General features: G+C 53.2%; 21 protein-coding genes, 3 tRNA genes and 3 rRNA genes. 9 read left to right on the top strand and 18 right to left on the bottom strand.

From position 1 onward, the window contains the following. The first annotated feature begins 1 nt into the window (after position 1). On the top strand, positions 2 to 385 hold the full coding sequence (hpxZ, locus tag J2Y91_RS12855; RefSeq protein WP_048917068.1) for an oxalurate catabolism protein HpxZ: 384 nt from the start codon (positions 2 to 4) through the stop codon (positions 383 to 385). A 114-nt stretch (positions 386 to 499) separates the two neighbouring features. Beyond that, positions 500 to 796 (top strand): helix-turn-helix domain-containing protein, encoded by a 297-nt coding sequence (locus tag J2Y91_RS12850; RefSeq protein ID WP_133624372.1) that lies wholly within the window; start codon positions 500 to 502, stop codon positions 794 to 796. 22 nt (positions 797 to 818) lie between these two features. Here J2Y91_RS12850 and J2Y91_RS12845 read toward each other — a convergent pair whose 3' ends face one another. From J2Y91_RS12845 to J2Y91_RS12815, 7 genes are all read right to left on the bottom strand, one after another. Continuing rightward, a complete protein-coding gene (locus tag J2Y91_RS12845; protein WP_133624374.1) occupies positions 819 to 1,526 on the bottom strand; it encodes a helix-turn-helix transcriptional regulator in 708 nt (235 codons plus the stop codon). A gap of 43 nt (positions 1,527 to 1,569) precedes the next feature. Next, positions 1,570 to 2,274 (bottom strand): helix-turn-helix transcriptional regulator, encoded by a 705-nt coding sequence (locus J2Y91_RS12840; RefSeq protein ID WP_133624376.1) that lies wholly within the window; start codon positions 2,272 to 2,274, stop codon positions 1,570 to 1,572. 293 nt (positions 2,275 to 2,567) lie between these two features. Beyond that, entirely contained in the window at positions 2,568 to 2,735 is a 168-nt protein-coding gene (locus J2Y91_RS12835; protein WP_166643194.1) for a hypothetical protein, read from the bottom strand. Between the two features lie 45 nt (positions 2,736 to 2,780). Next, positions 2,781 to 3,485 (bottom strand): helix-turn-helix transcriptional regulator, encoded by a 705-nt coding sequence (locus J2Y91_RS12830; RefSeq protein WP_133624378.1) that lies wholly within the window; start codon positions 3,483 to 3,485, stop codon positions 2,781 to 2,783. Positions 3,486 to 3,654: 169 nt separating this feature from the next. Further along, positions 3,655 to 4,614, bottom strand: a complete 960-nt coding sequence (gene puuE / locus J2Y91_RS12825) for an allantoinase PuuE (protein ID WP_048917072.1) — start codon at positions 4,612 to 4,614, stop codon at positions 3,655 to 3,657. A gap of 33 nt (positions 4,615 to 4,647) precedes the next feature. Continuing rightward, a complete protein-coding gene (hpxA, locus tag J2Y91_RS12820) occupies positions 4,648 to 5,385 on the bottom strand; it encodes an allantoin racemase (RefSeq protein WP_133624380.1) in 738 nt (245 codons plus the stop codon). Continuing rightward, positions 5,382 to 6,101, bottom strand: a complete 720-nt coding sequence (locus tag J2Y91_RS12815) for a GntR family transcriptional regulator (protein ID WP_133624382.1) — start codon at positions 6,099 to 6,101, stop codon at positions 5,382 to 5,384. Before J2Y91_RS12815 ends, hpxA begins: the two co-directional genes overlap by 4 nt. A gap of 146 nt (positions 6,102 to 6,247) precedes the next feature. Here J2Y91_RS12815 and J2Y91_RS12810 point away from each other — a divergent pair, with 146 nt between their 5' ends. Beyond that, a complete protein-coding gene (locus J2Y91_RS12810) occupies positions 6,248 to 7,744 on the top strand; it encodes an NCS1 family nucleobase:cation symporter-1 (RefSeq protein WP_133624384.1) in 1,497 nt (498 codons plus the stop codon). Between the two features lie 56 nt (positions 7,745 to 7,800). Here the strand turns inward: J2Y91_RS12810 and J2Y91_RS12805 are convergent. Then, a tRNA-Asp gene (locus J2Y91_RS12805) sits at positions 7,801 to 7,877 on the bottom strand. Between the two features lie 132 nt (positions 7,878 to 8,009). Next, on the bottom strand, positions 8,010 to 8,765 hold the full coding sequence (dnaQ, locus tag J2Y91_RS12800; protein ID WP_048917076.1) for a DNA polymerase III subunit epsilon: 756 nt from the start codon (positions 8,763 to 8,765) through the stop codon (positions 8,010 to 8,012). A 51-nt stretch (positions 8,766 to 8,816) separates the two neighbouring features. Here dnaQ and rnhA point away from each other — a divergent pair, with 51 nt between their 5' ends. Then, positions 8,817 to 9,284, top strand: coding sequence for a ribonuclease HI (gene rnhA, locus J2Y91_RS12795; RefSeq protein WP_133624386.1), 468 nt, complete (start codon positions 8,817 to 8,819; stop codon positions 9,282 to 9,284). A gap of 43 nt (positions 9,285 to 9,327) precedes the next feature. Here rnhA and J2Y91_RS12790 read toward each other — a convergent pair whose 3' ends face one another. Then, positions 9,328 to 10,050, bottom strand: coding sequence for a class I SAM-dependent methyltransferase (locus J2Y91_RS12790; RefSeq protein ID WP_048917078.1), 723 nt, complete (start codon positions 10,048 to 10,050; stop codon positions 9,328 to 9,330). A 44-nt stretch (positions 10,051 to 10,094) separates the two neighbouring features. Here J2Y91_RS12790 and gloB point away from each other — a divergent pair, with 44 nt between their 5' ends. Together gloB and mltD are read left to right on the top strand one after the other, a co-directional pair. Beyond that, positions 10,095 to 10,850 (top strand): hydroxyacylglutathione hydrolase, encoded by a 756-nt coding sequence (gene gloB, locus J2Y91_RS12785; protein ID WP_133624388.1) that lies wholly within the window; start codon positions 10,095 to 10,097, stop codon positions 10,848 to 10,850. A 72-nt stretch (positions 10,851 to 10,922) separates the two neighbouring features. Further along, the gene (gene mltD, locus J2Y91_RS12780) at positions 10,923 to 12,302 is read left to right on the top strand and encodes a murein transglycosylase D (RefSeq protein ID WP_133624390.1); all 1,380 of its coding nucleotides are present in this window, start codon (positions 10,923 to 10,925) and stop codon (positions 12,300 to 12,302) included. Between the two features lie 46 nt (positions 12,303 to 12,348). Here mltD and J2Y91_RS12775 read toward each other — a convergent pair whose 3' ends face one another. From J2Y91_RS12775 to gmhB, 8 genes are all read right to left on the bottom strand, one after another. After that, complete coding sequence (locus J2Y91_RS12775) at positions 12,349 to 13,113, bottom strand: class I SAM-dependent methyltransferase (RefSeq protein WP_133624392.1); 765 nt, start codon at positions 13,111 to 13,113, stop codon at positions 12,349 to 12,351. A gap of 17 nt (positions 13,114 to 13,130) precedes the next feature. Beyond that, positions 13,131 to 13,934: an endonuclease/exonuclease/phosphatase family protein gene (locus J2Y91_RS12770; protein WP_048917082.1), complete on the bottom strand. Its 804-nt coding sequence runs from the start codon at positions 13,932 to 13,934 to the stop codon at positions 13,131 to 13,133. Positions 13,935 to 14,112: 178 nt separating this feature from the next. Beyond that, positions 14,113 to 14,189 (bottom strand) — tRNA-Asp (locus J2Y91_RS12765). Positions 14,190 to 14,289: 100 nt separating this feature from the next. After that, positions 14,290 to 14,405: ribosomal RNA gene (gene rrf, locus J2Y91_RS12760) — 5S ribosomal RNA — on the bottom strand. Between the two features lie 208 nt (positions 14,406 to 14,613). Further along, positions 14,614 to 17,519: ribosomal RNA gene (locus tag J2Y91_RS12755) — 23S ribosomal RNA — on the bottom strand. Between the two features lie 217 nt (positions 17,520 to 17,736). Next, a tRNA-Glu gene (locus J2Y91_RS12750) sits at positions 17,737 to 17,812 on the bottom strand. A gap of 73 nt (positions 17,813 to 17,885) precedes the next feature. Further along, a 16S ribosomal RNA gene (locus J2Y91_RS12745) occupies positions 17,886 to 19,426 on the bottom strand. The 16S, 23S and 5S rRNA genes sit together here with 2 tRNA genes alongside, the layout of an rRNA operon. Before the next feature lie 409 nt (positions 19,427 to 19,835). Then, on the bottom strand, positions 19,836 to 20,396 hold the full coding sequence (gene gmhB, locus J2Y91_RS12740; protein ID WP_048915021.1) for a D-glycero-beta-D-manno-heptose 1,7-bisphosphate 7-phosphatase: 561 nt from the start codon (positions 20,394 to 20,396) through the stop codon (positions 19,836 to 19,838). Between the two features lie 190 nt (positions 20,397 to 20,586). Between gmhB and metN the strand changes: the two genes are divergently transcribed. The 3 genes from metN to J2Y91_RS12725 are packed head-to-tail and all read left to right on the top strand — an operon-like array spanning position 20,587 to position 23,116. After that, positions 20,587 to 21,618, top strand: coding sequence for a methionine ABC transporter ATP-binding protein MetN (gene metN / locus J2Y91_RS12735; RefSeq protein WP_133624393.1), 1,032 nt, complete (start codon positions 20,587 to 20,589; stop codon positions 21,616 to 21,618). Further along, on the top strand, positions 21,611 to 22,264 hold the full coding sequence (locus J2Y91_RS12730) for a methionine ABC transporter permease MetI (protein ID WP_048915019.1): 654 nt from the start codon (positions 21,611 to 21,613) through the stop codon (positions 22,262 to 22,264). The genes metN and J2Y91_RS12730 overlap by 8 nt, the downstream gene beginning before the upstream one ends. 36 nt (positions 22,265 to 22,300) lie before the next feature. Next, positions 22,301 to 23,116: a MetQ/NlpA family lipoprotein gene (locus J2Y91_RS12725; protein ID WP_133624395.1), complete on the top strand. Its 816-nt coding sequence runs from the start codon at positions 22,301 to 22,303 to the stop codon at positions 23,114 to 23,116. Positions 23,117 to 23,179: the final 63 nt, after the last annotated feature.

Here is a 23,179-nt window from a genome sequence, read left to right as displayed (position 1 = left end):
CATGAAAAGTGAATATATCGATCGCCCGGGCATTCTTGCCGAGGTCACCGCCGCGTTTTACCGCTATGAAGAGGCGTTAATCAGCAACAATGTTGCGGTACTGGATGAACTGTTCTGGCATGACGAGCGTACGGTGCGCCTGGGGGCCGGGGAGAATCTGTACGGTATTGATGCCATCAGAGAGTTCCGCGCATCACGCCCGTCTGCCGGCTTAGACCGCCAGCTACAGAACACCGTAATAACCAGCTACGGCGAGGACTTTGCGGTCTGCAGCACCGAGTTTACCCGTGAAGGCAGCGAACGAATAGGTCGCCAGCAGCAGACCTGGGTCAGGTTACCCTGCGGCTGGCGGATTGTTGCAGCCCAGGTCAGCCTGATGAGCTAAATTGCGTTTTTCAGGGGCCGCTCACGGCCCCTTACGATCCGTACTTTACACGGTGGCAACGTCCCCCTGCTGATGATAAAACTCCCTTTCCAACGATGTGAAAAGGAGAGACACATGACCACCACCCGCCCCAGCCTCGCTGCCAGAGCAAAACCGCTTAATGAAGACTGGCATCGCGAAGAGATAAAATGCGCTATACGTCTTAAAGGCTACTCTATTGCCTCGCTGTCCCGTGCATACGGTCTGGCGGGCGGCACGCTGGCGAATGCCCTAACGCGACCGTGGCCAAAAGGAGAGAAAATTATTGCGCTGACGCTGGGTATCAAGCCTGAAGTGATCTGGCCCACGCGTTATGAGATGCGCCGCAAGGCGAAGGTGAAAATGCAGAAAAGATATGATGGGGAAGCGTGATTTGCTCCCCCTTTTGAGAAGGCTATTGTTCAAATGGCATAATTGAATCACTGCTTTGGAAAATACTTTGCGGAATAAAATTATTAAAGCCGTGCTCAATACAGTAATCAATCAGGCCTCGTTTATTACCAACACCAGATTTTTTATAAATACGACATAAGATATCCTCCACCGTACGGTTGGGAACGCCAATAGCGGCTTCGATCATTTTCGGTGTAAATGACTGACAGGTGTAGAAAATAATCTCCCACTCCTTATCGGTGAACAGTTCTGTAGGTGGGGTGAAAACCAGGGAGGTTGGGACCTTTATCTTTGCCAGACGAGTAATAAATATGGCTTCAACTGGACGACAGTGAGGGATTACCCCCAGAACATTGCCAACCTCATCCATTAATGGAACTTTCTCCGTATACCAGGCTTGCAGGTAATCGTGACCATCAAAACGTTGGATGCCTATAGAAGTCACTCTATCTTTGACTTTCTCAACCATGCGATCGTGAGCCTGAAAAGGTTTTTCAAATTCACTGACAGGGACGGGTAATTCACCATCATAACGGCCCAGTAAATCATACCCTGCTGGTAAACCGATGAAATCTCGCATCCTCTTATTCGCATAAACAAACTGAGACTTACTGTTCTTCACCCACCAGGGTTCATTACTTCCTTCCCAAAAAGAGATGAAAGGCTTAATAATTCGCTCTATTGCCGAATCCTTTTCCTTGATATTCATATCAATTACCTTTTTTTGGAATGCAGAGATCGGAGGCTTAGCGTTATTCAAACGGCATAATTGAACCGCTGCTTTGGAAAATACTTTGCGGAATAAAATTATTAAAGCCGTGCTCAATGCAGTAATCAATCAGGCCTCGTTTATTGCCCACGCCAGATTTTTTATAGATACGACACAGAGTATCTTCCACCGTACGGTTGGAAACACCAATCGCAGCTTCGATCATTTTTGGTGTAAACGACTGACAGGTGTAGAAAATGATCTCCCACTCTTTGTCGGTGAACAGTTCAGTGGGTGGAGTGAACATCAACGAAGTAGGAATTTTTATTTTCGCCAGGCGCGTAATGAAAACAGACTCAACTGGGCGACAGTGTGCGATGACGCCTAAAGGTGTGCCATCTTCATCCAAAATTGGGAGTTTTTCGCAGTACCATGGTTGAAGATAATCTAAATCATCGAACTTATGCACTTCAATAGAAGTAACACGGTCTTTTTCATATTCAACTTTGCGATCGTGTGCCTGAAATTCTGGTTCAAACTCATGCATCGCTAAAGGAAGCTCGCCATCATAACGGCCCTCCATATCGAAACTTTCCGGCACGCCTATAAATTTACGCAAACGGATATTTGTATAAACAAATTGGGACTGATTATTTCTTACTATCCAAGGCTCTTTACTTCCCTCCCAAAAGCGAATAAGTGGAGCAATAATTTTATCGATTTTGGCATTAACTTCTTTCTGATTCATATAGTTCATCCTTCTATAAAAATGAAAAACTGCATCCCGCAATAACTATATGCTCAATATCGCGATAATTAAGAGCCGACAGCAGATATCCGCACTTTTTGAATTAGTAATTCAGCCAATTTCTAAATAATGCGATCTAAAAGGGCGAGGAGACACTCATGAGTGCCCCCATGAATTATTTCCCTCGCTAAACGTCCGCAAACCGGTCTGAGCACGCCGGAACGGCAAAAGAGACTCCCTGCGCGCCTCGGCACGCGTCATCCCTGCCGCGTGACGTCCGGCTTACCTCAGGCCTAGCTCATCCCCCTGCTAACATTGTGCTCGCTGTGGGTTTTCAAATCGCGACGCTGAGGCTTTGGGTGCAAGGAGAGAGGACTGATTGCAGCAGGCTCACGGCCCCAAAAAGAGATGAAAGGCTTAATAACTCGCTCTATTGCTGAATCCTTTTCTTTGATATTCATATCAATTATCCTTTCTTTTGGAATGCAGAGTTCGGAGGTCAAAGGTTATTCAAATGGCATAATTGAACCGCTGCTTTGGAAAATACTTTGCGGAATAAAATTATTAAAGCCGTGCTCAATGCAGTAATCAATCAGGCCTCGTTTATTACCCACGCCAGATTTTTTATAGATACGACACAGAGTATCTTCCACCGTGCGATTAGAAACACCAATCGCAGCTTCGATCATTTTTGGTGTAAACGACTGACAGGTGTAGAAAATAACCTCCCACTCTTTATCGGTAAATAGTTCGTCAGGAGGGGTAAACATCAGCGAGGTGGGCATTTTAATTTTCGCCAGACGAGTGATGAATATCGATTCAACCGGGCGACAGTGTACTATGACGCCTAATGGTGTCCCATCCTCATCTAAAATGGGGAATTTTTCAGAGTACCAGGGTTGTAGATAATCTAGCTGGTCAAAATGATGCACTTCTACAGATGTTACGCGATCCTTGACACTTTCTACTTTACGATCGTGGGCCTGAAACTCAGGTTCAAATTCATGGATCGCCAAGGGTAGCTCACGATCGTAAAGACCTTCCATGTTAAAGCCCTTTGGAAGCCCGAGAAAACCTTGCAGTCGTTTATTACTGTAAACGAACTGCGACACATTACTTTTGACCATCCAAGGCTCGTTACTCCCCTCCCAAAAGCGAATGAGCGGAGTAATGATTTTATCTATTTTGGTATTAACTTCTTTCTGATTCATATAGTCCATCCTTATATAAAAATGAAAACTGCATCCCGCAGTAACTATATGCTCAATATTTAGATAATTAAGCGCCGACGGCAAATATCCGCACTTTTTGAATTAGTAATTCAGCCAATCTATAAATTATGCGATCTGAAAGGGCGAGGAGAACCTCGCCCGCAATCGATTAAATTTCCGGTGCCGGGTGTTTTGCCACCCAGTGCTCGGCAATCTGCTGACGGGTGCAGATCCACACTCTGTCGTGCTGCTGGATATGATCGAGGAAGCGCTGCAGGGCGCGGAAGCGGCCGGGGCGCCCCAGCAGGCGGCAGTGCATGCCAATCGACAACATCTTCGGCGCGCTGTCGCCCTCTTCATACAGCACGTCAAAGCTGTCGCGCAGGTAAGTATAAAACTGCTCGGCGGTATTAAAGCCCTGCGGCGTGGCGAAGCGCATATCGTTAGTCTCCAGCGTGTACGGGATCACCAGATGCGGCTTCACGGTGCCATCCTGGCAGGTGACCTGGGTCCAGAACGGCAGATCGTCACCGTAATAGTCACTGTCGTAGGTCAGCCCGCCCTGCTCAACCACCAGACGCCGCGTGTTCGGGCTGTCGCGCCCGGTGTACCAGCCGGTCGGCGTTTTGCCGAACAGGTCGGTCAGGGTATCCAGCGCCTGCTGCATATGCTGACGTTCGGTTTTAGCATCCATGCTCTGATAGTGGATCCAGCGCCAGCCGTGGCTGACCACGTCATAATCGGCGGCTTTAATCGCTGCGACTATCTCCGGGTGGCGCGCCAGCGCCATTGCCACGCCAAACACCGTCAGCGGCAGACCGCGCTTCTGGAACTCGTTATGAATGCGCCAGAAACCGGCACGCGAACCGTACTCATACAGCGAGTCCATCGACATATGGCGCTCAGGATAGCTGGCTGCGCCAATAATATCGGACAGGAACTGTTCGGAACCGGCGTCACCGTGCAGAACGTTGTTTTCCGCGCCCTCTTCATAATTGAGGACGAACTGCACCGCGATCTTCGCCTTGCCAGGCCAGGCGGCATGGGGAGGATTCCCGGCGTAACCGCGCAGGTCACGCGGATAGTTTTTATTAAAGCTGTATTCTTTCTTTTCCGGTACATCACTCATGGTTTGACTCCCTGGTCGCGGAAAGGTATTGCCTTAGTTTAGGCGCTCAAACTGGCCCGACAGATTTTTTCGTATCGGGTAATCAAGATCGCCGTGTTTGCTGGTGTTTAACCCTAGCGCCAGCAGCGACTCGACCATTTTGACCGCGGCTGTTACGCCGTCGATCACCGGGATCCCCAGCTCACGCGTCAGCGTCTGCGCCAGATCGGCCATGCCGCCGCAGCCCAGCACAATCGCCCCGCTGCCATCTTCGCGCTTCGCCTGTATACAGCGCTGGCGTACTTTCTCCTGGGCGATACCGCTACCATCTTCCAGCGACAGCACCGGCAGATCGATAGCGTGCAGCGCCGCGCAGTGATGCTCAAAACCGTACTGCTGCAGCAGATGACGGGCAATGACCAGCGTGCGCGGCAGTGTGGTGACAACCGAAAAGCGCGTCGCCACCAGCGTAGCCATATGCATCGCCGCCTCGGCAATGCCCACCACCGGCCCCTGCGCCAGCTCGCGCGCGGCCAGCAGCCCCGGATCGCCAAAACAGGCGATAACATGGCCGCTAACGCCCTGCTCACGCCCGGCTTTCACCTGCTCCAGTACGCCAATCGCCGCAATGGCCTCATCAAAATGACCTTCGATAGAGGGCACGCCCTGCGTCGGGCAGACCGCGAGGATCTCAGTATTGGCGCCTGCAACCGCACGCGCAGCCGCGCCGATAGTTTCCGTCATCGCCTGGCTGGTGTTGGGGTTGATGACCTGGATGACCTGCTTGTTCATGATCGTGCTCCTGTGGCGGCGAAGAGCCGGGCAAAGTCCGGCAGTGTCTCGCCACTGCGTTCAAAGCGCAGACTGGCGACAATATGATCGAAATGTTGCCGTAGTGAGTCAGTCAGGCGGGTAAGGGATTTCTCGCGCAGCAGCTCGACCAGCCGATCGTGATCGTCACAACGGCAGCCCTGTTGCCACGGTGCGCCCCAGGCAGCGACCACCAGCGAAGAGCGTTGAGTCAGGCGCGTCACCATTTCGGTCAGTACCTGATTGCCGGAGATAGCCTGAAGCTGAATATGGAAGGCGGCAGAGAGGCGGATGGCGGCGGCACCGTCATGATCCTCATGCGCCTGCTGCTCCTGGCGATTGAGCTTTTCCAGCGCTGCCAGATGCGGTGCCTGGCAGTGCGCCAGCACGGCAGGCAGATTGGCGCACTCAATCAGGCTGCGGGTGCGGAAGATATCCTGCGCCTCTTCCACCGTTGGCGTGGCAACCTGTGCACCACGTTTGGGCGTTAGCGTGATCATTTGCACTGCGGCGAGGCGTTGCAGCACTTTGCGGATGCCGGTCCGGCTAACGCCAAAGACTTCGGAGAGCGCCTCTTCAGGTAATTTGCTCCCCGGTGGTAACTGATGTTCAACGATGGCGGTCATCAGCGCCTGATAGATGGGTTCGTCCCTGTCACCCAGGTCGGAGGCCGTTTTCAGCCCGCTTTCACTCTTCATCCCCTACTCCGGTCAACATCATTTCTGTCAAGAAGCGTACACAGGAATCACAACTTTTGTATACACGAAATTACAATCTGGCCTGGATCCTGCAATGTCTCCTGCAACCCGGTTTATTGATAACTGTATTCAGAGGAGCAGGTTTCATGCCAAATAGTGAAGTGTCTTCCCAGGCAGCAGCTGCTGAAGCCAATGCCAACTACAGCCCAAGGCTGTGCAATGAGGATCTGGCGCCGACGCGAGACCAGAACTGGAGCTGGTACAACATCTTTTCTTTCTGGATGTCCGATGTACACAGCATGGGCGGTTATGTGGTGGCGGCCAGCTTCTTTACGCTCGGGCTCGCCAGCTGGCAGGTTCTGCTTTGCCTGCTGGCCGGTATCTGCATTGTGCAGCTGTGCGCCAATCTGGTGGCGAAACCGAGTCAGATGGCTGGCGTGCCTTATGCGGTGATCTGCCGCCAGGCGTTTGGCGTCTTTGGCGCTAATATCCCGGCGGTGATCCGCGGTCTGATCGCTTTTGCCTGGTACGGTATTCAGACCTACCTGGCGGCGAATGCGCTGATGCTGGTCTCCCTTAAGTTCTGGCCGGCGCTGAGCACCCTGACACAATCTTCGTGGCTGGGCCTGTCGCAGCTGGGCTGGATTTGCTTCGGGATTATGTGGTTCCTGCAGGCGATGGTGTTCTGGCATGGAATGAACGCCATCAAGCGCTTCATCGATATCGCCGGTCCGGCGGTGTACGTGGTGATGGTGGCGCTGGCGGGATGGATTGTATACAAAACGGGTTTCAGCGGTATCTCTCTGACGCTGGCGAGTAAATCGCTGACCGGCGGGGAGCAAGCCTGGCAGATGATCACCGCCACTGCGCTTGTGGTCTCTTACTTCTCCGGCCCGCTGCTTAATTTTGGTGACTTCTCGCGCTACGGTAAAAGCCTGAGCGAGATCCGCCGTGGCAACCGCTGGGGCCTGCCGTTCAACTTCCTGCTGTTTTCGATCGTTACCGTGGTGATTGTCTCCGGCACGCAGTCGCTGTTTGGCCGCATGATTACTGACCCGATTGAAACCGTCAGCATGGTGGGTAACGATCTGGCCGTGGCAATTGGGCTGCTGACGATGATCATCGCGACCATCGGTATTAATATTGTGGCGAACTTCGTTTCCCCGGCGTTCGACTTCTCTAACTGTTCTCCGCAGAAAATCAGCTTCCGCACCGGCGGGATGATTGCGGCAGTCGGATCGGTACTGCTGACGCCGTGGAATCTGTTCCAGTCACCGGAGCTGATCCACTATACGCTGGACGTGCTGGGCGCGTTTATCGGGCCGCTGTTCGGGATTCTGCTGGCGGATTTCTACCTGATTAAGCGCAGCCAGATTTCGGTTGATGACCTGTTTGATGATACGCCGAAGGGGATTTACTGGTACAAGGGCGGCTTTAACCCGAAAGCGATTGCTGCTCTGCTGCCGTCGGTGGCGATTGGGCTGGTGATTAGCTTTATCCCTTCGCTGCATGCCGTGGCGAACTTTAGCTGGTTTATCGGTGTGGCGCTGGGTGCCGGGAGCTATCGCTGGATTGCACGCGGTGACCTGGCGGCGACCGTGGCGAAAGGCTATAACGCCAAAGTGGCGATGCAGAAAGAGTAGTGCAGCGTAGAAACGAAAAAGGCCGACTCTTATGAGTCGGCCTTTCTCTGAATGTTTGGCGGAACGGACGGGGCTCGAACCCGCGACCCCCTGCGTGACAGGCAGGTATTCTAACCAACTGAACTACCGCTCCACCGATGTTCCCCGTCGGGAACGAGGCGGATATTACGGGGCAGTCAGATGTTCGTCAACGCTTTTTCTGTGGATTAATATCAACTGCTGCGTTTTTCACCATCACGCGGTTTTATTATGCAAATTTAAAGCGTTATACCTCGTCAGCCTCTTCCTGAGGGCGCCATAAGCAGCTGCCACCCTTTTTCTGCACCAGGTCAAGACGCGCCTCGTGTGCCGCCACTTCGGCTTCACTGGCGCGCACTACCCGCAGCCCGGAGGCGGGGCGTTCGATGCGGTAGATGGTTTCACCGTCGCTCTGCTCTTCACGATCCCCTTCCATCGAGAAGGCCAGCGAGGTTTGCCCGCCGGTCATGATCAGGAAGACTTCTGCAAGAATTTCGGAGTCAAGCAGTGCGCCGTGCAGGACGCGCTTGCTGTTGTCTATCTCATAGCGTGAGCAGATGGCATCAAGGCTGTTACGCTTGCCGGGGAACATCTTGCGCGCCATCGCCAGGCTGTCGGTGATCTGGCAGAAGGTTTCGGTCTTCGGAATGCCGCGCTGCAGCTTGGAGAATTCGTAATCCATAAAGCCGATATCGAACGAGGCGTTATGGATGACTAACTCCGCCCCCTTTATATAGGCAAGGAAGTCGTCGGCAATGTCAGCGAAGGTGGGTTTATCCAGCAGAAACTCGTCGGCGATACCGTGAACGCCGAACGCTTCCGGGTCCACCAGGCGGTCGGGCTTGAGGTAAACGTGGAAGTTGTTGCCGGTCAGGCGGCGGTTGATCACCTCTACCGCACCAATCTCAATGATGCGGTGCCCTTCATAATGGACGCCGATCATGTTCATACCGGTGGTTTCGGTATCGAGTACGATCTGACGCGTTGTATTTACTGTGCTCATAGGACCCGTTTATGTCAGACTTGGCGTTTTTCTACGGAGAGTCTACCAGAGATGCTTAAGCAGGTAGAAATTTTCACCGATGGTTCGTGCCTCGGTAATCCAGGCCCCGGCGGTTATGGCGCGATTATGCGCTACGGCTCGCATGAAAAAACATTCAGTGCGGGTTTCCATCTCACCACCAATAATCGCATGGAGATGATGGCGGCGATTGTGGCGCTGGAAGCACTGACTCAGCCGTGTAACGTCACGCTGAGTACCGACAGCCAGTATGTGCGCCAGGGGATCACCAGCTGGATCCACAACTGGAAGAAGCGCGGCTGGAAGACTGCCGATAAGAAGCCGGTTAAAAATGTCGATTTATGGCAACGGCTGGACAGCGCGCTCAGCACGCACGAGATCCACTGGAAGTGGGTTAAGGGGCATGCCGGCCACGTAGAAAACGAGCGCTGCGATGAGCTGGCGCGCGCGGCTGCCGGCAATCCGACATTTGATGATGTGGGTTATCAGGCCGGCGCGTAACGCAAAAGGAATGAACGGGATAGAAGGCGTCCCGTTATGCCATTCAGCCTCTGCGCCCTTCCCGGTACTGGCTGGTAGCACCCACGGCGTGCAGCTGGCGCTTGCTGGCACTCTTTTTCGCCGGGTTCATGGTCAGTGGGAAGGTACGCTTACGCGCGACGATCAGGTTTAAACAGCCGAGCGCGGGCAGGTGGGTGCTAATTACTTTCCCCCCCTGGCGGTTCCACGGCAGTACCTGGAAGCGCGAGCGGTGTATCACCTCATAGTTCAGCAGGCTCAGCCAGTCCATCAGGCGCATCTGGGTGAACATCCGGCTATTCCACGGCACCTTACGGTGCAGGCCGGGGATGAGCTTGCCGACTCCCAGGGCGCTGAAAATATTGAAGCCGCTGATGATCATCCAGCCGTCGTCGATCAACACCCTGTCCACCTCACGCAACACGCGGTGCGGATCGCTGCTCCATGCCAGCGTATGGGCCAGCAGGCAGGCATCAACCGATTTAGACTCAAAGGGCAGGCTTAGTGGGTCGGCGTGAACCTGCAGATTATCCCCGCTCAACCCAACGTTAACCTGATGCGAAATCGCACAGCTTTCAGTATCGATTTCCGCGCTCAGACTGCCTACCTTCAGCAGATGAAAACCATATAATTTAGCCAGGCTGGGGCGCAGCTGATGCGACAGCGCATCGCGATAATACTCACCGCAGGGGATTTGCGACCATGACTCTGGCACATGGCGAATATGACGTGTTTTAGCGGGCTTCATGCTTTACCATCTTCTTTCCATTGCGAGCATACGGGAGCGATCATATGAATCTTACCAGCATTCCAGCCCTTCAGGATAACTACATCTGGACGTTAAACGACGCGGCAGGCCGCTGTCTGATTGTCGACCCTGGCGAGGCCGCTCCGGTGCTGCGTGCCCTGGCAAAAAACCGCTGGCAGCCGGTGGCGATATTGCTTACGCACCATCATCACGATCACGTTGGCGGTGTGCCGGAGCTGCTGGCTCATTACCCCGACCTGACGGTTTATGGGCCGGAAGAAACCCGAGATAAAGGGGCAAATGCGATCGTCAACGAGGGTGATAGCGTCGATGTTTTAGGCTGTAACTTCACCATTTATGCTACGCCGGGCCACACTTTAGGACATATCTCATATTTCAGCTTCCCTTACCTTTTCTGCGGAGACACACTCTTTTCCGCCGGCTGCGGGAGACTGTTTGAAGGCACTGCTGAACAGATGTTTCAGTCATTTCAAAAGCTTAATCAGCTGCCAGCTGACACTCTGGTTTGTTGCGCCCATGAATATACGTTATCGAATTTAACCTTTGCGCAGGCCATTTTCCCGCAAGATGCGGAGATAAGCCGCTACTATCGAGAAATTAAGGAGTTACGCGCAAAAAATGGGGTAAGTTTGCCTACAAAACTGGGTTTTGAGCGAAAAATTAATCTTTTTTTAAGAACGCAACATGTTGAATTACAACGCACTATTGGATTAGAAACAACTCCGCAACATGAGTGGCAGGTATTTGCGGCTCTACGCGAGAAGAAAGACCGTTTTTGATAATTTAGGTTGTGCTGAGGGGACCTACCACGTATTATTGCTCGTCTTTTAAGCGGAACCAATGACACACACATGAAGGCTAAAGCGATATTACTCGCCTCGGTCTTGCTGGTAGGGTGCCAGGCATCAAGGCATGATGCTAACATCCCTGAACAGCATGCACAGAGTTTGTCTTCGGCAGGTCAAGGTGAAAATGGACAGTACTCAGATAGTATGTTGTCGCCGCGCTGGCAGGATGATGGAACATCGCTTGCGCAGGACAAAGATCTGTGGAATTTCATTAGCGACGAGCTGAAGATGAAGGTTCCGGATAATTACCGGATACGCGAACAAAAACAGAAATACCTGAAGAACAAGAGCTATCTCCACGATGTAACATTACGGGCAGAGCCGTATATGTACTGGATTGTCGAGCAAATTAAGCAACGCAAAATGCCGATGGAACTGGTACTACTACCCATAGTGGAGAGCGCTTTTGACCCTCATGCAACATCATCTGCGAATGCCGCTGGCATCTGGCAGATTGTGCCGCAGACGGGTAAAAATTATGGTCTTAAGCAGACCCAGTGGTATGACGGACGACGCGATGTTGTGGCATCGACCAAAGTTGCCCTGGATATGATGCAGCGCCTTAACGGTATGTTTGACGGTGACTGGTTACTGACGGTTGCGGCCTACAACAGCGGTGAAGGACGCGTGCTGAAAGCGATGAAAGCCAATAAAGCCCGTGGACGACCTACGGATTTCTGGTCTTTAGCGCTGCCAAAAGAAACGACGGTCTATGTGCCAAAAATGCTGGCTCTGGGGCAACTGCTCAAGAACAGTAAGCGATATGGCATACGTCTGCCCGCTCCCAACGAATCTCGTGCTCTGGCACGCGTTGAAGTGGGTCAGCAGATTGAATTGACGCAGGCAGCCGAAATGGCTGGCATGTCGCTAAGCAAGATGAAGACGTTTAACTCCGGCTACACGCGTGGAAAAACGGCCCCTAATGGTCCTCACTACATTATGGTACCGAAGTCCAACGTGGCTAAGCTTCGTAACTCACTGGCGACCGGTGATATCGCAGCGGTGCAGCCGACTTCACTTGCGAACAACAGCGTTTCATCCGGCTCCTATAAGGTGCGCAACGGTGACACGCTGTCCGGCATTGCCAAGCGTCTTGGCGTTCCGGTAAAAGATCTGCAGCGGGCAAACAATTTGCGCGGTGCCAGCATCAAACCGGGGCAGACGCTGAGCGTAAGCAGCAGTAACAGACTGGCAGATAACGGCGACAGCATCACCTATCAGGTACGTAAGGGTGATTCTCTGGCCAGTATCGCAAAACGTCACGGCGTAAACATCAAAGATGTGGTGCGCTGGAATAGCGTCGCCAGTAACAGTGCTAAGAACATCCAGCCCGGCGATAAGCTGACGCTGTTTGTGGATAATAGTGCGACACCTGACAGTTAGTCCGATACCAGACCCAATAAAAAGCCCGTCTCCAGACGGGCTTTTTTTATGGCCGCAGGGCCTCGATAAAGATGATATCGGTGCTGAAACTGCCATCCGGCCTGAGAGCGTAGTAGTTCTGGACGTCGTCAGGTGCTGCCTGCTGATAAGCCCTTATCGCCTGCACCATTACTTCAGGGGTGCGCATACGCGCTGTCCAACTGCTAAACTCCAGCTCCAACTTATCCTGCGAGAGAGCCTGCACGGCCAGCCCGGCTTCGGTCATTAGCGTCAGCCACTCCCCAGGGCTGTAATCGCGCACGTGCGAGGTATCACGTAGCGCCTCTACCGTCTGTAACCAGATATCGAGCACCGGATTGCCCGGTGCGCTGACGTCCATAAAAATCACTCTGCCGCCGGGTTTGAGCACACGACACACCTCCCGCAGCGCACTGCCAACATCATGCCAGTGGTGTGCGGAGTAGCGGCTGATGACAATATCAAACGCGGCATCGGCAAATGGCAGGCTCTCGGCATAGCCCTGCTGCGTGCTGAGGTGGTGATACCCGCGCTCATCCGCACTCTCGCGCACTACCGCCAGCATCTTTTCCGATAGATCGTAGGCAATGACCTCTTTGACATGCTGAGCGGCAACAAAGCTCGCATGCCCTGCTCCGCAGCCCATATCCAGTACTTTCGCGTCTGAGGCACCAAACAGCCGCTCTGCCAGCCGCACTAAATCCCGACCGCTGGCATGTACCGCGCTGGTCAGGTAGGCATTAGCCTGCTCGCCGAACTGTTTATCAACGTTGTCATGATGTTTTGTTGCCATTACGAGAAGCTTCCCTGTTATGCCAGCGATGGCGGATGAGCGTTAAATTCTACCAGCAGTGGGTTGTGATCTGAGGCGCGGGTGACCAGTACAGAAGCTTCTGCCACTCCCATTCCGCGATAAAAAACGAAATCCAGCGGACGCCCAAAGGCTTTGCGACGGTGATCGTCGGTGAAACGTACCTCACGCAGCCCCATTTCGCGTGAAAAACGATACAGGGCATTGATGCGTTGACGACTCCAGGCGTTAAAATCGCCGGCCATGATCACCGGGCCCTGATGGTGAAAGATCTGCTCACCGATCGGCCCTAGCTGCTTACTGTAAACATCAATACCCAGACTGAAGTTCACCGCGTGTATATTGACCACCATCAGCATTTGCCCACCCGGCAAGGGGTAAGCGGTGACCAGCGCTGACTTGGAGAGGCGCAGCAGCGGTTCACGCTCGCGCAGCGGGCAGCAATAGACCGGATGAGCTGAAGCCAGCGTCATGACGCCAGAAGGATGCTGGGGCAGAACAAAAGCGGGAACCTGGTCGGCCGCCAGGTAATTGGTGGTGGCGAAACGCACCAGCTCAGGCGTCGTTTGTGCCTCCTGCAGTAGAACCAGATGCGCATCTTTGCCAAAGTTTTGTAATACCGACAGCCACTCGGCGCGCTGCTGCTTGAAGATATTCCACACCAGTACCTTCAGGGTGGATTCGGTCGTTAGCGGGGCACCGGGCGGCAATGCCTGGCCGACATGCAGCATTGCCCCTGGCGGAAATATTTGCTCCGCTGGCTGCCCTGCTACGTATCTCATGGCATATGTTTTTTTCCGCACGTTACCGCCTGTACTTATTACTGCTGAATGAGCTTACCATCTATCAGTTATAGGGACTTTACTGCGTACTTTCAATCGGAGGAGGGTAATTCAGACGGGATTGTGCGTAAGGAAATGCAAATAAGAACTCAAATACAAAAAAGCCCTGACTCGTATGAGTCAGGGCTTCATGTTTTAGTGGCGGAACGGACGGGGCTCGAACCCGCGACCCCCTGCGTGACAGGCAGGTATTCTAACCAACTGAACTACCGCTCCACCGATTCTGTACTGAATTCAGACGGCGTCTGACTTCAGGTGTTTCGCCCTTACCTTGTCAGGGGTAAGGTCACGACCCGAAAACGGGTCTTAAATTGATGCCTGGCAGTTCCCTACTCTCGCATGGGGAGGCCCCACACTACCATCGGCGCTACGGCGTTTCACTTCTGAGTTCGGCATGGGGTCAGGTGGGACCACCGCGCTAAAGCCGCCAGGCAAATTCTTTGTGCTCTGTCCTGTGTCTTTTGTGCTGATGCTGCGTTGGCCGCGCTCGCAAAGTCAGTCACATACTTCAGTATGCTCCCTCCTTTCCTTCGCTTGCCGCCTTGCCTCAGCGCAAAATACTTCGGACTTAATTCCGGTAACAGGCTGAAAATCTCTTTTGCGTCTCTCATAACGCACACCAGAACGCTTCTGGCGTTGTAAGGTTAAGCCTCACGGGTCATTAGTACCGGTTAGCTCAACGCATCGCTGCGCTTACACACCCGGCCTATCAACGTCGTAGTCTTCAACGTCCCTTCAGGACTCTCAAGGAGTCAGGGAGAATTCATCTCGAGGCAAGTTTCGCGCTTAGATGCTTTCAGCGCTTATCTTTTCCGCACTTAGCTACCGGGCAATGCCATTGGCATGACAACCCGAACACCAGTGGTGCGTTCACTCCGGTCCTCTCGTACTAGGAGCAACCCCTCTCAATTCTCCAGCGCCCACGGCAGATAGGGACCGAACTGTCTCACGACGTTCTAAACCCAGCTCGCGTACCACTTTAAACGGCGAACAGCCGTACCCTTGGGACCTACTTCAGCCCCAGGATGTGATGAGCCGACATCGAGGTGCCAAACACCGCCGTCGATATGAACTCTTGGGCGGTATCAGCCTGTTATCCCCGGAGTACCTTTTATCCGTTGAGCGATGGCCCTTCCATTCAGAACCACCGGATCACTATGACCTGCTTTCGCACCTGCTCGAGCCGTCACTCTCGCAGTCAAGCTAGCTTATGCCATTGCACTAACCTCACGATGTCCGACCGTGATTAGCTAACCTTCGTGCTCCTCCGTTACTCTTTAGGAGGAGACCGCCCCAGTCAAACTACCCACCAGACACTGTCCCCACGCCGGATCACGGCGCCAGGTTAGAACATCAAACGTTAAAGGGTGGTATTTCAAGGTTGGCTCCACGCAGACTGGCGTCCACGCTTCAAAGCCTCCCACCTATCCTACACATCAAGGCTCAATGTTCAGTGTCAAGCTGTAGTAAAGGTTCACGGGGTCTTTCCGTCTTGCCGCGGGTACACTGCATCTTCACAGCGAGTTCAATTTCACTGAGTCTCGGGTGGAGACAGCCTGGCCATCATTACGCCATTCGTGCAGGTCGGAACTTACCCGACAAGGAATTTCGCTACCTTAGGACCGTTATAGTTACGGCCGCCGTTTACCGGGGCTTCGATCAAGAGCTTCTCCTTGCGGATAACCCCATCAATTAACCTTCCGGCACCGGGCAGGCGTCACACCGTATACGTCCACTTTCGTGTTTGCACAGTGCTGTGTTTTTAATAAACAGTTGCAGCCAGCTGGTATCTTCGACTGCCTTCGGCTCCACCCGCGAGGGGGTTCACCTACCGACAGCGTGCCTTCTCCCGAAGTTACGGCACCATTTTGCCTAGTTCCTTCACCCGAGTTCTCTCAAGCGCCTTGGTATTCTCTACCTGACCACCTGTGTCGGTTTGGGGTACGATTCGATGTTACCTGATGCTTAGAGGCTTTTCCTGGAAGCAGGGCATTTGTTACTTCAGCACCGTAGTGCCTCGTCGTCACGCCTCAGCCTTAAAGAGTTCCGGATTTGCCTGGAACTCAAGCCTACACGCTTAAACCGGGACAACCGTCGCCCGGCCAACATAGCCTTCTCCGTCCCCCCTTCGCAGTAACACCGAGTACGGGAATATTAACCCGTTTCCCATCGACTACGCCTTTCGGCCTCGCCTTAGGGGTCGACTCACCCTGCCCCGATTAACGTTGGACAGGAACCCTTGGTCTTCCGGCGAGCGGGCTTTTCACCCGCTTTATCGTTACTTATGTCAGCATTCGCACTTCTGATACCTCCAGCATGCCTCACAGCACACCTTCAACGGCTTACAGAACGCTCCCCTACCCAACAACGCTTACGCGCCGCTGCCGCAGCTTCGGTGCATGGTTTAGCCCCGTTACATCTTCCGCGCAGGCCGACTCGACCAGTGAGCTATTACGCTTTCTTTAAATGATGGCTGCTTCTAAGCCAACATCCTGGCTGTCTGTGCCTTCCCACATCGTTTCCCACTTAACCATGACTTTGGGACCTTAGCTGGCGGTCTGGGTTGTTTCCCTCTTCACGACGGACGTTAGCACCCGCCGTGTGTCTCCCGTGATAACATTCTTCGGTATTCGCAGTTTGCATCGGGTTGGTAAGCCGGGATGGCCCCCTAGCCGAAACAGTGCTCTACCCCCGAAGATGAGTTCACGAGGCGCTACCTAAATAGCTTTCGGGGAGAACCAGCTATCTCCCGGTTTGATTGGCCTTTCACCCCCAGCCACAAGTCATCCGCTAATTTTTCAACATTAGTCGGTTCGGTCCTCCAGTTAGTGTTACCCAACCTTCAACCTGCCCATGGCTAGATCACCGGGTTTCGGGTCTATACCCTGCAACTTAACGCCCAGTTAAGACTCGGTTTCCCTGCGGCTCCCCTATACGGTTAACCTTGCTACAGAATATAAGTCGCTGACCCATTATACAAAAGGTACGCAGTCACACCACGAAGGTGCTCCCACTGCTTGTACGTACACGGTTTCAGGTTCTGTTTCACTCCCCTCGCCGGGGTTCTTTTCGCCTTTCCCTCACGGTACTGGTTCACTATCGGTCAGTCAGGAGTATTTAGCCTTGGAGGATGGTCCCCCCATATTCAGACAGGATGTCACGTGTCCCGCCCTACTCATCGAACTCACAGCAAGTGCATTTTTGTGTACGGGAGTATCACCCTGTACCCTGCGACTTTCCAGACGCTTCCACTAATGCACAAGCTGATTCAGGTTCTGGGCTGTTCCCCGTTCGCTCGCCGCTACTGGGGGAATCTCGGTTGATTTCTTTTCCTCGGGGTACTTAGATGTTTCAGTTCCCCCGGTTCGCCTCATGCCACTATGTATTCATGACATGATAGTGTGACGTATCACACTGGGTTTCCCCATTCGGGTATCGTCGGTTATTGCGGTTCATATCACCTTACCGACGCTTATCGCAGATTAGCACGCCCTTCATCGCCTCTGACTGCCTAGGCATCCACCGTGTACGCTTAGTCGCTTAACCTCACAACCCACAAGCGTCCCGAAGGACAGCATGCTGTCGTGAGCATTTGAGAGACTCGAACGCATCGTTAACTTCATTCTTATTACGGAGAATGAATACGACGCGTCGTTTCAATTTTCAGCTTGTTCCGGATTGTTAAAGAGCAAATATCTCAAACGTGACTCCAAAAAGTCAGTTTTGAGATACGGTGATAACGACTTTCACTTCGTTACCGGTATGGCGTCCCCAAGGGGATTCGAACCCCTGTTACAGCCGTGAAAGGGCAGTGTCCTGGGCCTCTAGACGATGGGGACTCTGATACTACATTTTGCTCGTTACGTTCATCAGACAATCTGTGTGAGCACTACGCGGGAAGGTATCTTCAGGTAAGGAGGTGATCCAACCGCAGGTTCCCCTACGGTTACCTTGTTACGACTTCACCCCAGTCATGAATCACAAAGTGGTAAGCGCCCTCCCGAAGGTTAAGCTACCTACTTCTTTTGCAACCCACTCCCATGGTGTGACGGGCGGTGTGTACAAGGCCCGGGAACGTATTCACCGTAGCATTCTGATCTACGATTACTAGCGATTCCGACTTCACGGAGTCGAGTTGCAGACTCCGATCCGGACTACGACGCACTTTATGAGGTCCGCTTGCTCTCGCGAGGTCGCTTCTCTTTGTATGCGCCATTGTAGCACGTGTGTAGCCCTGGCCGTAAGGGCCATGATGACTTGACGTCATCCCCACCTTCCTCCGGTTTATCACCGGCAGTCTCCTTTGAGTTCCCGACATTACTCGCTGGCAACAAAGGATAAGGGTTGCGCTCGTTGCGGGACTTAACCCAACATTTCACAACACGAGCTGACGACAGCCATGCAGCACCTGTCTCACGGTTCCCGAAGGCACTAAGGCATCTCTGCCAAATTCCGTGGATGTCAAGGCCAGGTAAGGTTCTTCGCGTTGCATCGAATTAAACCACATGCTCCACCGCTTGTGCGGGCCCCCGTCAATTCATTTGAGTTTTAACCTTGCGGCCGTACTCCCCAGGCGGTCGACTTAACGCGTTAGCTCCGGAAGCCACGCCTCAAGGGCACAACCTCCAAGTCGACATCGTTTACGGCGTGGACTACCAGGGTATCTAATCCTGTTTGCTCCCCACGCTTTCGCACCTGAGCGTCAGTCTTTGTCCAGGGGGCCGCCTTCGCCACCGGTATTCCTCCAGATCTCTACGCATTTCACCGCTACACCTGGAATTCTACCCCCCTCTACAAGACTCTAGCCTGCCAGTTTCGAATGCAGTTCCCAGGTTGAGCCCGGGGATTTCACATCCGACTTGACAGACCGCCTGCGTGCGCTTTACGCCCAGTAATTCCGATTAACGCTTGCACCCTCCGTATTACCGCGGCTGCTGGCACGGAGTTAGCCGGTGCTTCTTCTGCGGGTAACGTCAATCGAAAAGGTTATTAACCTCTTCGCCTTCCTCCCCACTGAAAGTACTTTACAACCCGAAGGCCTTCTTCATACACGCGGCATGGCTGCATCAGGCTTGCGCCCATTGTGCAATATTCCCCACTGCTGCCTCCCGTAGGAGTCTGGACCGTGTCTCAGTTCCAGTGTGGCTGGTCATCCTCTCAGACCAGCTAGGGATCGTCGCCTAGGTGAGCCGTTACCCCACCTACTAGCTAATCCCATCTGGGCACATCCGATGGTGTGAGGCCCGAAGGTCCCCCACTTTGGTCCGAAGACGTTATGCGGTATTAGCTACCGTTTCCAGTAGTTATCCCCCTCCATCGGGCAGTTTCCCAGACATTACTCACCCGTCCGCCACTCGTCACCCAAGAGCAAGCTCTCTGTGCTACCGTTCGACTTGCATGTGTTAGGCCTGCCGCCAGCGTTCAATCTGAGCCATGATCAAACTCTTCAATTAAAAGTTCGATTTGCTGAAACAAGTTCAGCGGTGCTCATCTGTAAAACGTCATAATGAATTTCATTATGTGTTCACTCGTGAGGCTTGATATTTTTTACGTCCGGAGACGTTGATATCAATCCTGCGAGTGCCCACACAGATTGTCTGATAAATTGTTAAAGAGCGTTGCGAGCAGTGCCGAGGCTTCCTGTCGCGAGGTGGCGTATATTACGCTTTCCTCCTTCGGAGTCAACTTCTTTTTGAGAAGTTTTTCCGGCGGTTCAGATACTTCCTGAACCTCCTGAGCCGCTGGCCTGTAAGCCGTTGTGCCGTCTCAGTGGTTGCGCATTATAGACAGGCGCTTCGGGAACGCAAGCAGTAATCTTAACTTTTTTACTGCCTGCTGAAAGTTCACGCGAAACGCTGCTTTTTAGCCCTGTTTGATACGTGCCGGCAGCTCTTTCAGGCTATTTAGCACCCAATCGGCTGCGGCTTCGCCTTCAGCAGTGACGGGCTTACCGCTACGCACTAATACTTTTTTACCCACTCCAGCAGCTTTTGCCGCCAGCATGTCTTCAATCTTGTCGCCAACCATATAAGAAGAAGCCATATCAATGTTCAGCTCCTGCTGAGCAGTGAGCAACATTCCCGGCTCTGGTTTACGGCAGTCACAGGACTGGCGTAACTCTTCTACTATTGCTTCGGGATGATGCGGGCAGAAATAGATACCGTCGAGGTCGACATCGCGGTCGGCCAGTGACCAGTCCATCCATTCGGTCAGCTGCATAAACTGATCTTCACTAAACATGCCACGGGCAATACCGGACTGGTTAGTCACCAGCACCAGCGCAAAGCCCATCCTCTTCAGTTCACGCATGGCATCAATGACGCCATCGATAAACTCGAAGTTATCGATTTCAGAGACATAACCGTGATCGACATTAATAGTGCCGTCTCGATCGAGGAAAATTGCGGGGACCTTGTCAGCCACGTAGTAACTCCTGCTACAAAATTTGCCGTAGAGTATCGCATGATTGCCTGAAAAGAGAGAATGGCAGTTTGAATGACTTCGATTGATTTAGACGTCTGGATGCCTTAACATCCACTCGCAATCCCGGAAGCGCGGGATGGATTGATCATTTACGCCACGGATAATTCCCATCACGATAATAAATAACTCAATGATAAAACTTTCAAATATCACCAAAGTGTTCCAGCAGGGTTCACGGACTATCACAGCGCTGTCGGATGTCAGCCTGCACGTTCCCGCCGGACAAATTTATGGCGTGATCGGCGCATCCGGTGCGGGTAAAAGTACCCTGATCCGCTGCGTTAATCTGCTGGAGCGCCCCACTTCCGGTAGCGTGCTGGTTGATGGTCAGGACCTGACTACCCTTTCAGAAGGGCAGCTCACGCTGGCACGCCGCCAGATTGGTATGATCTTCCAGCACTTCAATCTGCTGAACTCACGCACCGTAGCCGGCAACGTCGCGCTGCCGCTTGAGCTGGGAAATCTGTCCAGAACCGAAATTAAAGTGCGCGTCAGTGAGCTGCTGGAGCTGGTCGGCCTGTCAGACAAGCATGACACCTGGCCAGCCAATCTTTCCGGCGGCCAGAAACAGCGCGTGGCCATTGCTCGTGCGCTGGCCACCAATCCCAAAGTGCTGCTGTGCGATGAAGCCACCAGCGCGCTGGATCCGGCAACCACGCGCTCAATTCTCGAACTGCTGAAAGATATCAACCGTCGTCTGGGCATTACCATCCTGCTGATCACCCATGAAATGGATGTGGTGAAACGCATCTGCGACTGCGTAGCCGTCATCAGCAATGGCGAACTGATTGAGCAGGATACCGTCAGTGAAGTGTTCTCCCATCCGAAGACGCCACTGGCTCAGCAGTTTATTCAGTCAACGTTGCATCTGGACATCCCCGAGGACTACCTCAAGCGCCTGTCGCCAGAAGCGAGTGCGACCACCGTCCCTCTGCTGCGCCTGGAGTTTACCGGTCAGTCTGTCGATGCGCCGCTGCTTTCTGAGTCAGCACGCCGTTTTAACGTTAACAACAACATTATTAGCGCGCAGATGGATTACGCCGGTGGTGTGAAGTTCGGCATCATGCTGGCGGAGATCCACGGTGAGGCAGCCGACACCCAGGCCGCCATCGCTTTCCTGCACGAGCATCATGTAAAGGTAGAGGTATTAGGTTATGTCTGAGGCAATGATGTGGTTACTGGGCCGGGGCATTTGGGAAACGCTGATGATGACCTTTGTCTCTGGCTTTTTCGGCTTCGTGCTGGGCCTGCCAACAGGCGTTCTTCTCTATGTCACTCGCCCGGGTCAGATTGTGGCGAATGCCAAACTCTATCGCGTGCTCTCCGCTGCGGTAAATATCTTCCGCTCGATTCCGTTCATTATCCTGCTGGTCTGGATGATCCCGTTCACGCGCATTATCGTCGGCACCTCCATTGGTTTGCAGGCCGCTATCGTGCCGCTGACCGTTGGCGCTGCCCCCTTTATTGCCCGCATGGTGGAAAATGCGCTGCTTGAGCTGCCAACCGGACTGATCGAAGCTTCCCGCGCAATGGGGGCCACCCCATTACAGATCATCCGCAAGGTTCTGCTGCCGGAAGCACTGCCGGGTCTGGTGAATGCCGCTACTATTACTCTGATTACCCTGGTCGGCTACTCAGCAATGGGTGGCGCCGTCGGCGCAGGCGGTCTGGGTCAGATTGGCTATCAGTATGGCTATATCGGCTATAACGCCACCGTGATGAACACGGTATTAGTCCTGCTGGTTGTTTTGGTGTATTTGATTCAGTTCTGTGGCGATCGCATTGTTCGTGCGGTCACCCACAAGTAAACACAACAGTAATTTCTCTCTATTTAAGGAAGGGATATGTCTTTTAATCTTAAAACGTTTGCCGCAGTAGGCGCTCTGATTGGTAGCCTGGCGTTAGTTGGATGCGATCAGAAAGAGAAAGATCCAAACCACATCAAGGTTGGTGTGATCGTTGGTTCTGAGCAGCAGGTTGCCGAAGTGGCAGCCAAAGTGGCGAAAGAGAAATACGGTCTGGATGTTGAGCTGGTGACCTTCAATGACTACGTACTGCCGAACGAAGCGCTGAGCAAAGGCGATATTGACGCCAATGCCTTCCAGCATAAACCTTACCTCGATCAGCAGATTAAAGATCGTGGCTACAAGCTGGTTTCCGTGGGTAGCACCTTTGTTTACCCAATCGCGGGTTACTCTAAGAAGATCAAATCTCTGGACGAACTGCAGAACGGCGCACAGGTTGCTATCCCGAATGACCCCACTAACCTCGGTCGTTCCCTGCTGCTGCTACAGAAAGTGGGTCTGATCAAACTGAAAGAGGGTGTTGGCCTGCTGCCAACCTCACTGGATGTGGTTGAGAACCCGAAAAACCTGAAGCTGGTAGAGCTGGAAGCACCGCAGCTGCCACGTTCACTGGACGATCAGCAGATTGCACTGGCAGTGATCAATACCACTTACGCCAGCCAGATCAACCTGACTCCAGCGAAAGACGGCATCTTTGTTGAAGACAAAGACTCCCCTTACGTTAACCTGATCGTGGCGCGCGAAGACAACAAAGACGCGGAAAACGTGAAGAAATTCGTGCAGGCTTACCAGTCTGACGAAGTCAACGACGCCGCTAATAAAGTGTTTAACGGTGGCGCAGTAAAAGGCTGGTAACCAGCCGCATGCGGGCAGCGCCAGCTGCCCGCAGCTCATTAGATATTGCCAGATGTGCCTGCC

Origin of the sequence: Erwinia aphidicola (assembly GCF_024169515.1) — a bacterium.
GTDB classification, from domain to species: domain Bacteria; phylum Pseudomonadota; class Gammaproteobacteria; order Enterobacterales; family Enterobacteriaceae; genus Erwinia; species Erwinia aphidicola.
This window is presented reverse-complemented; position numbering and strand designations above follow the sequence as displayed.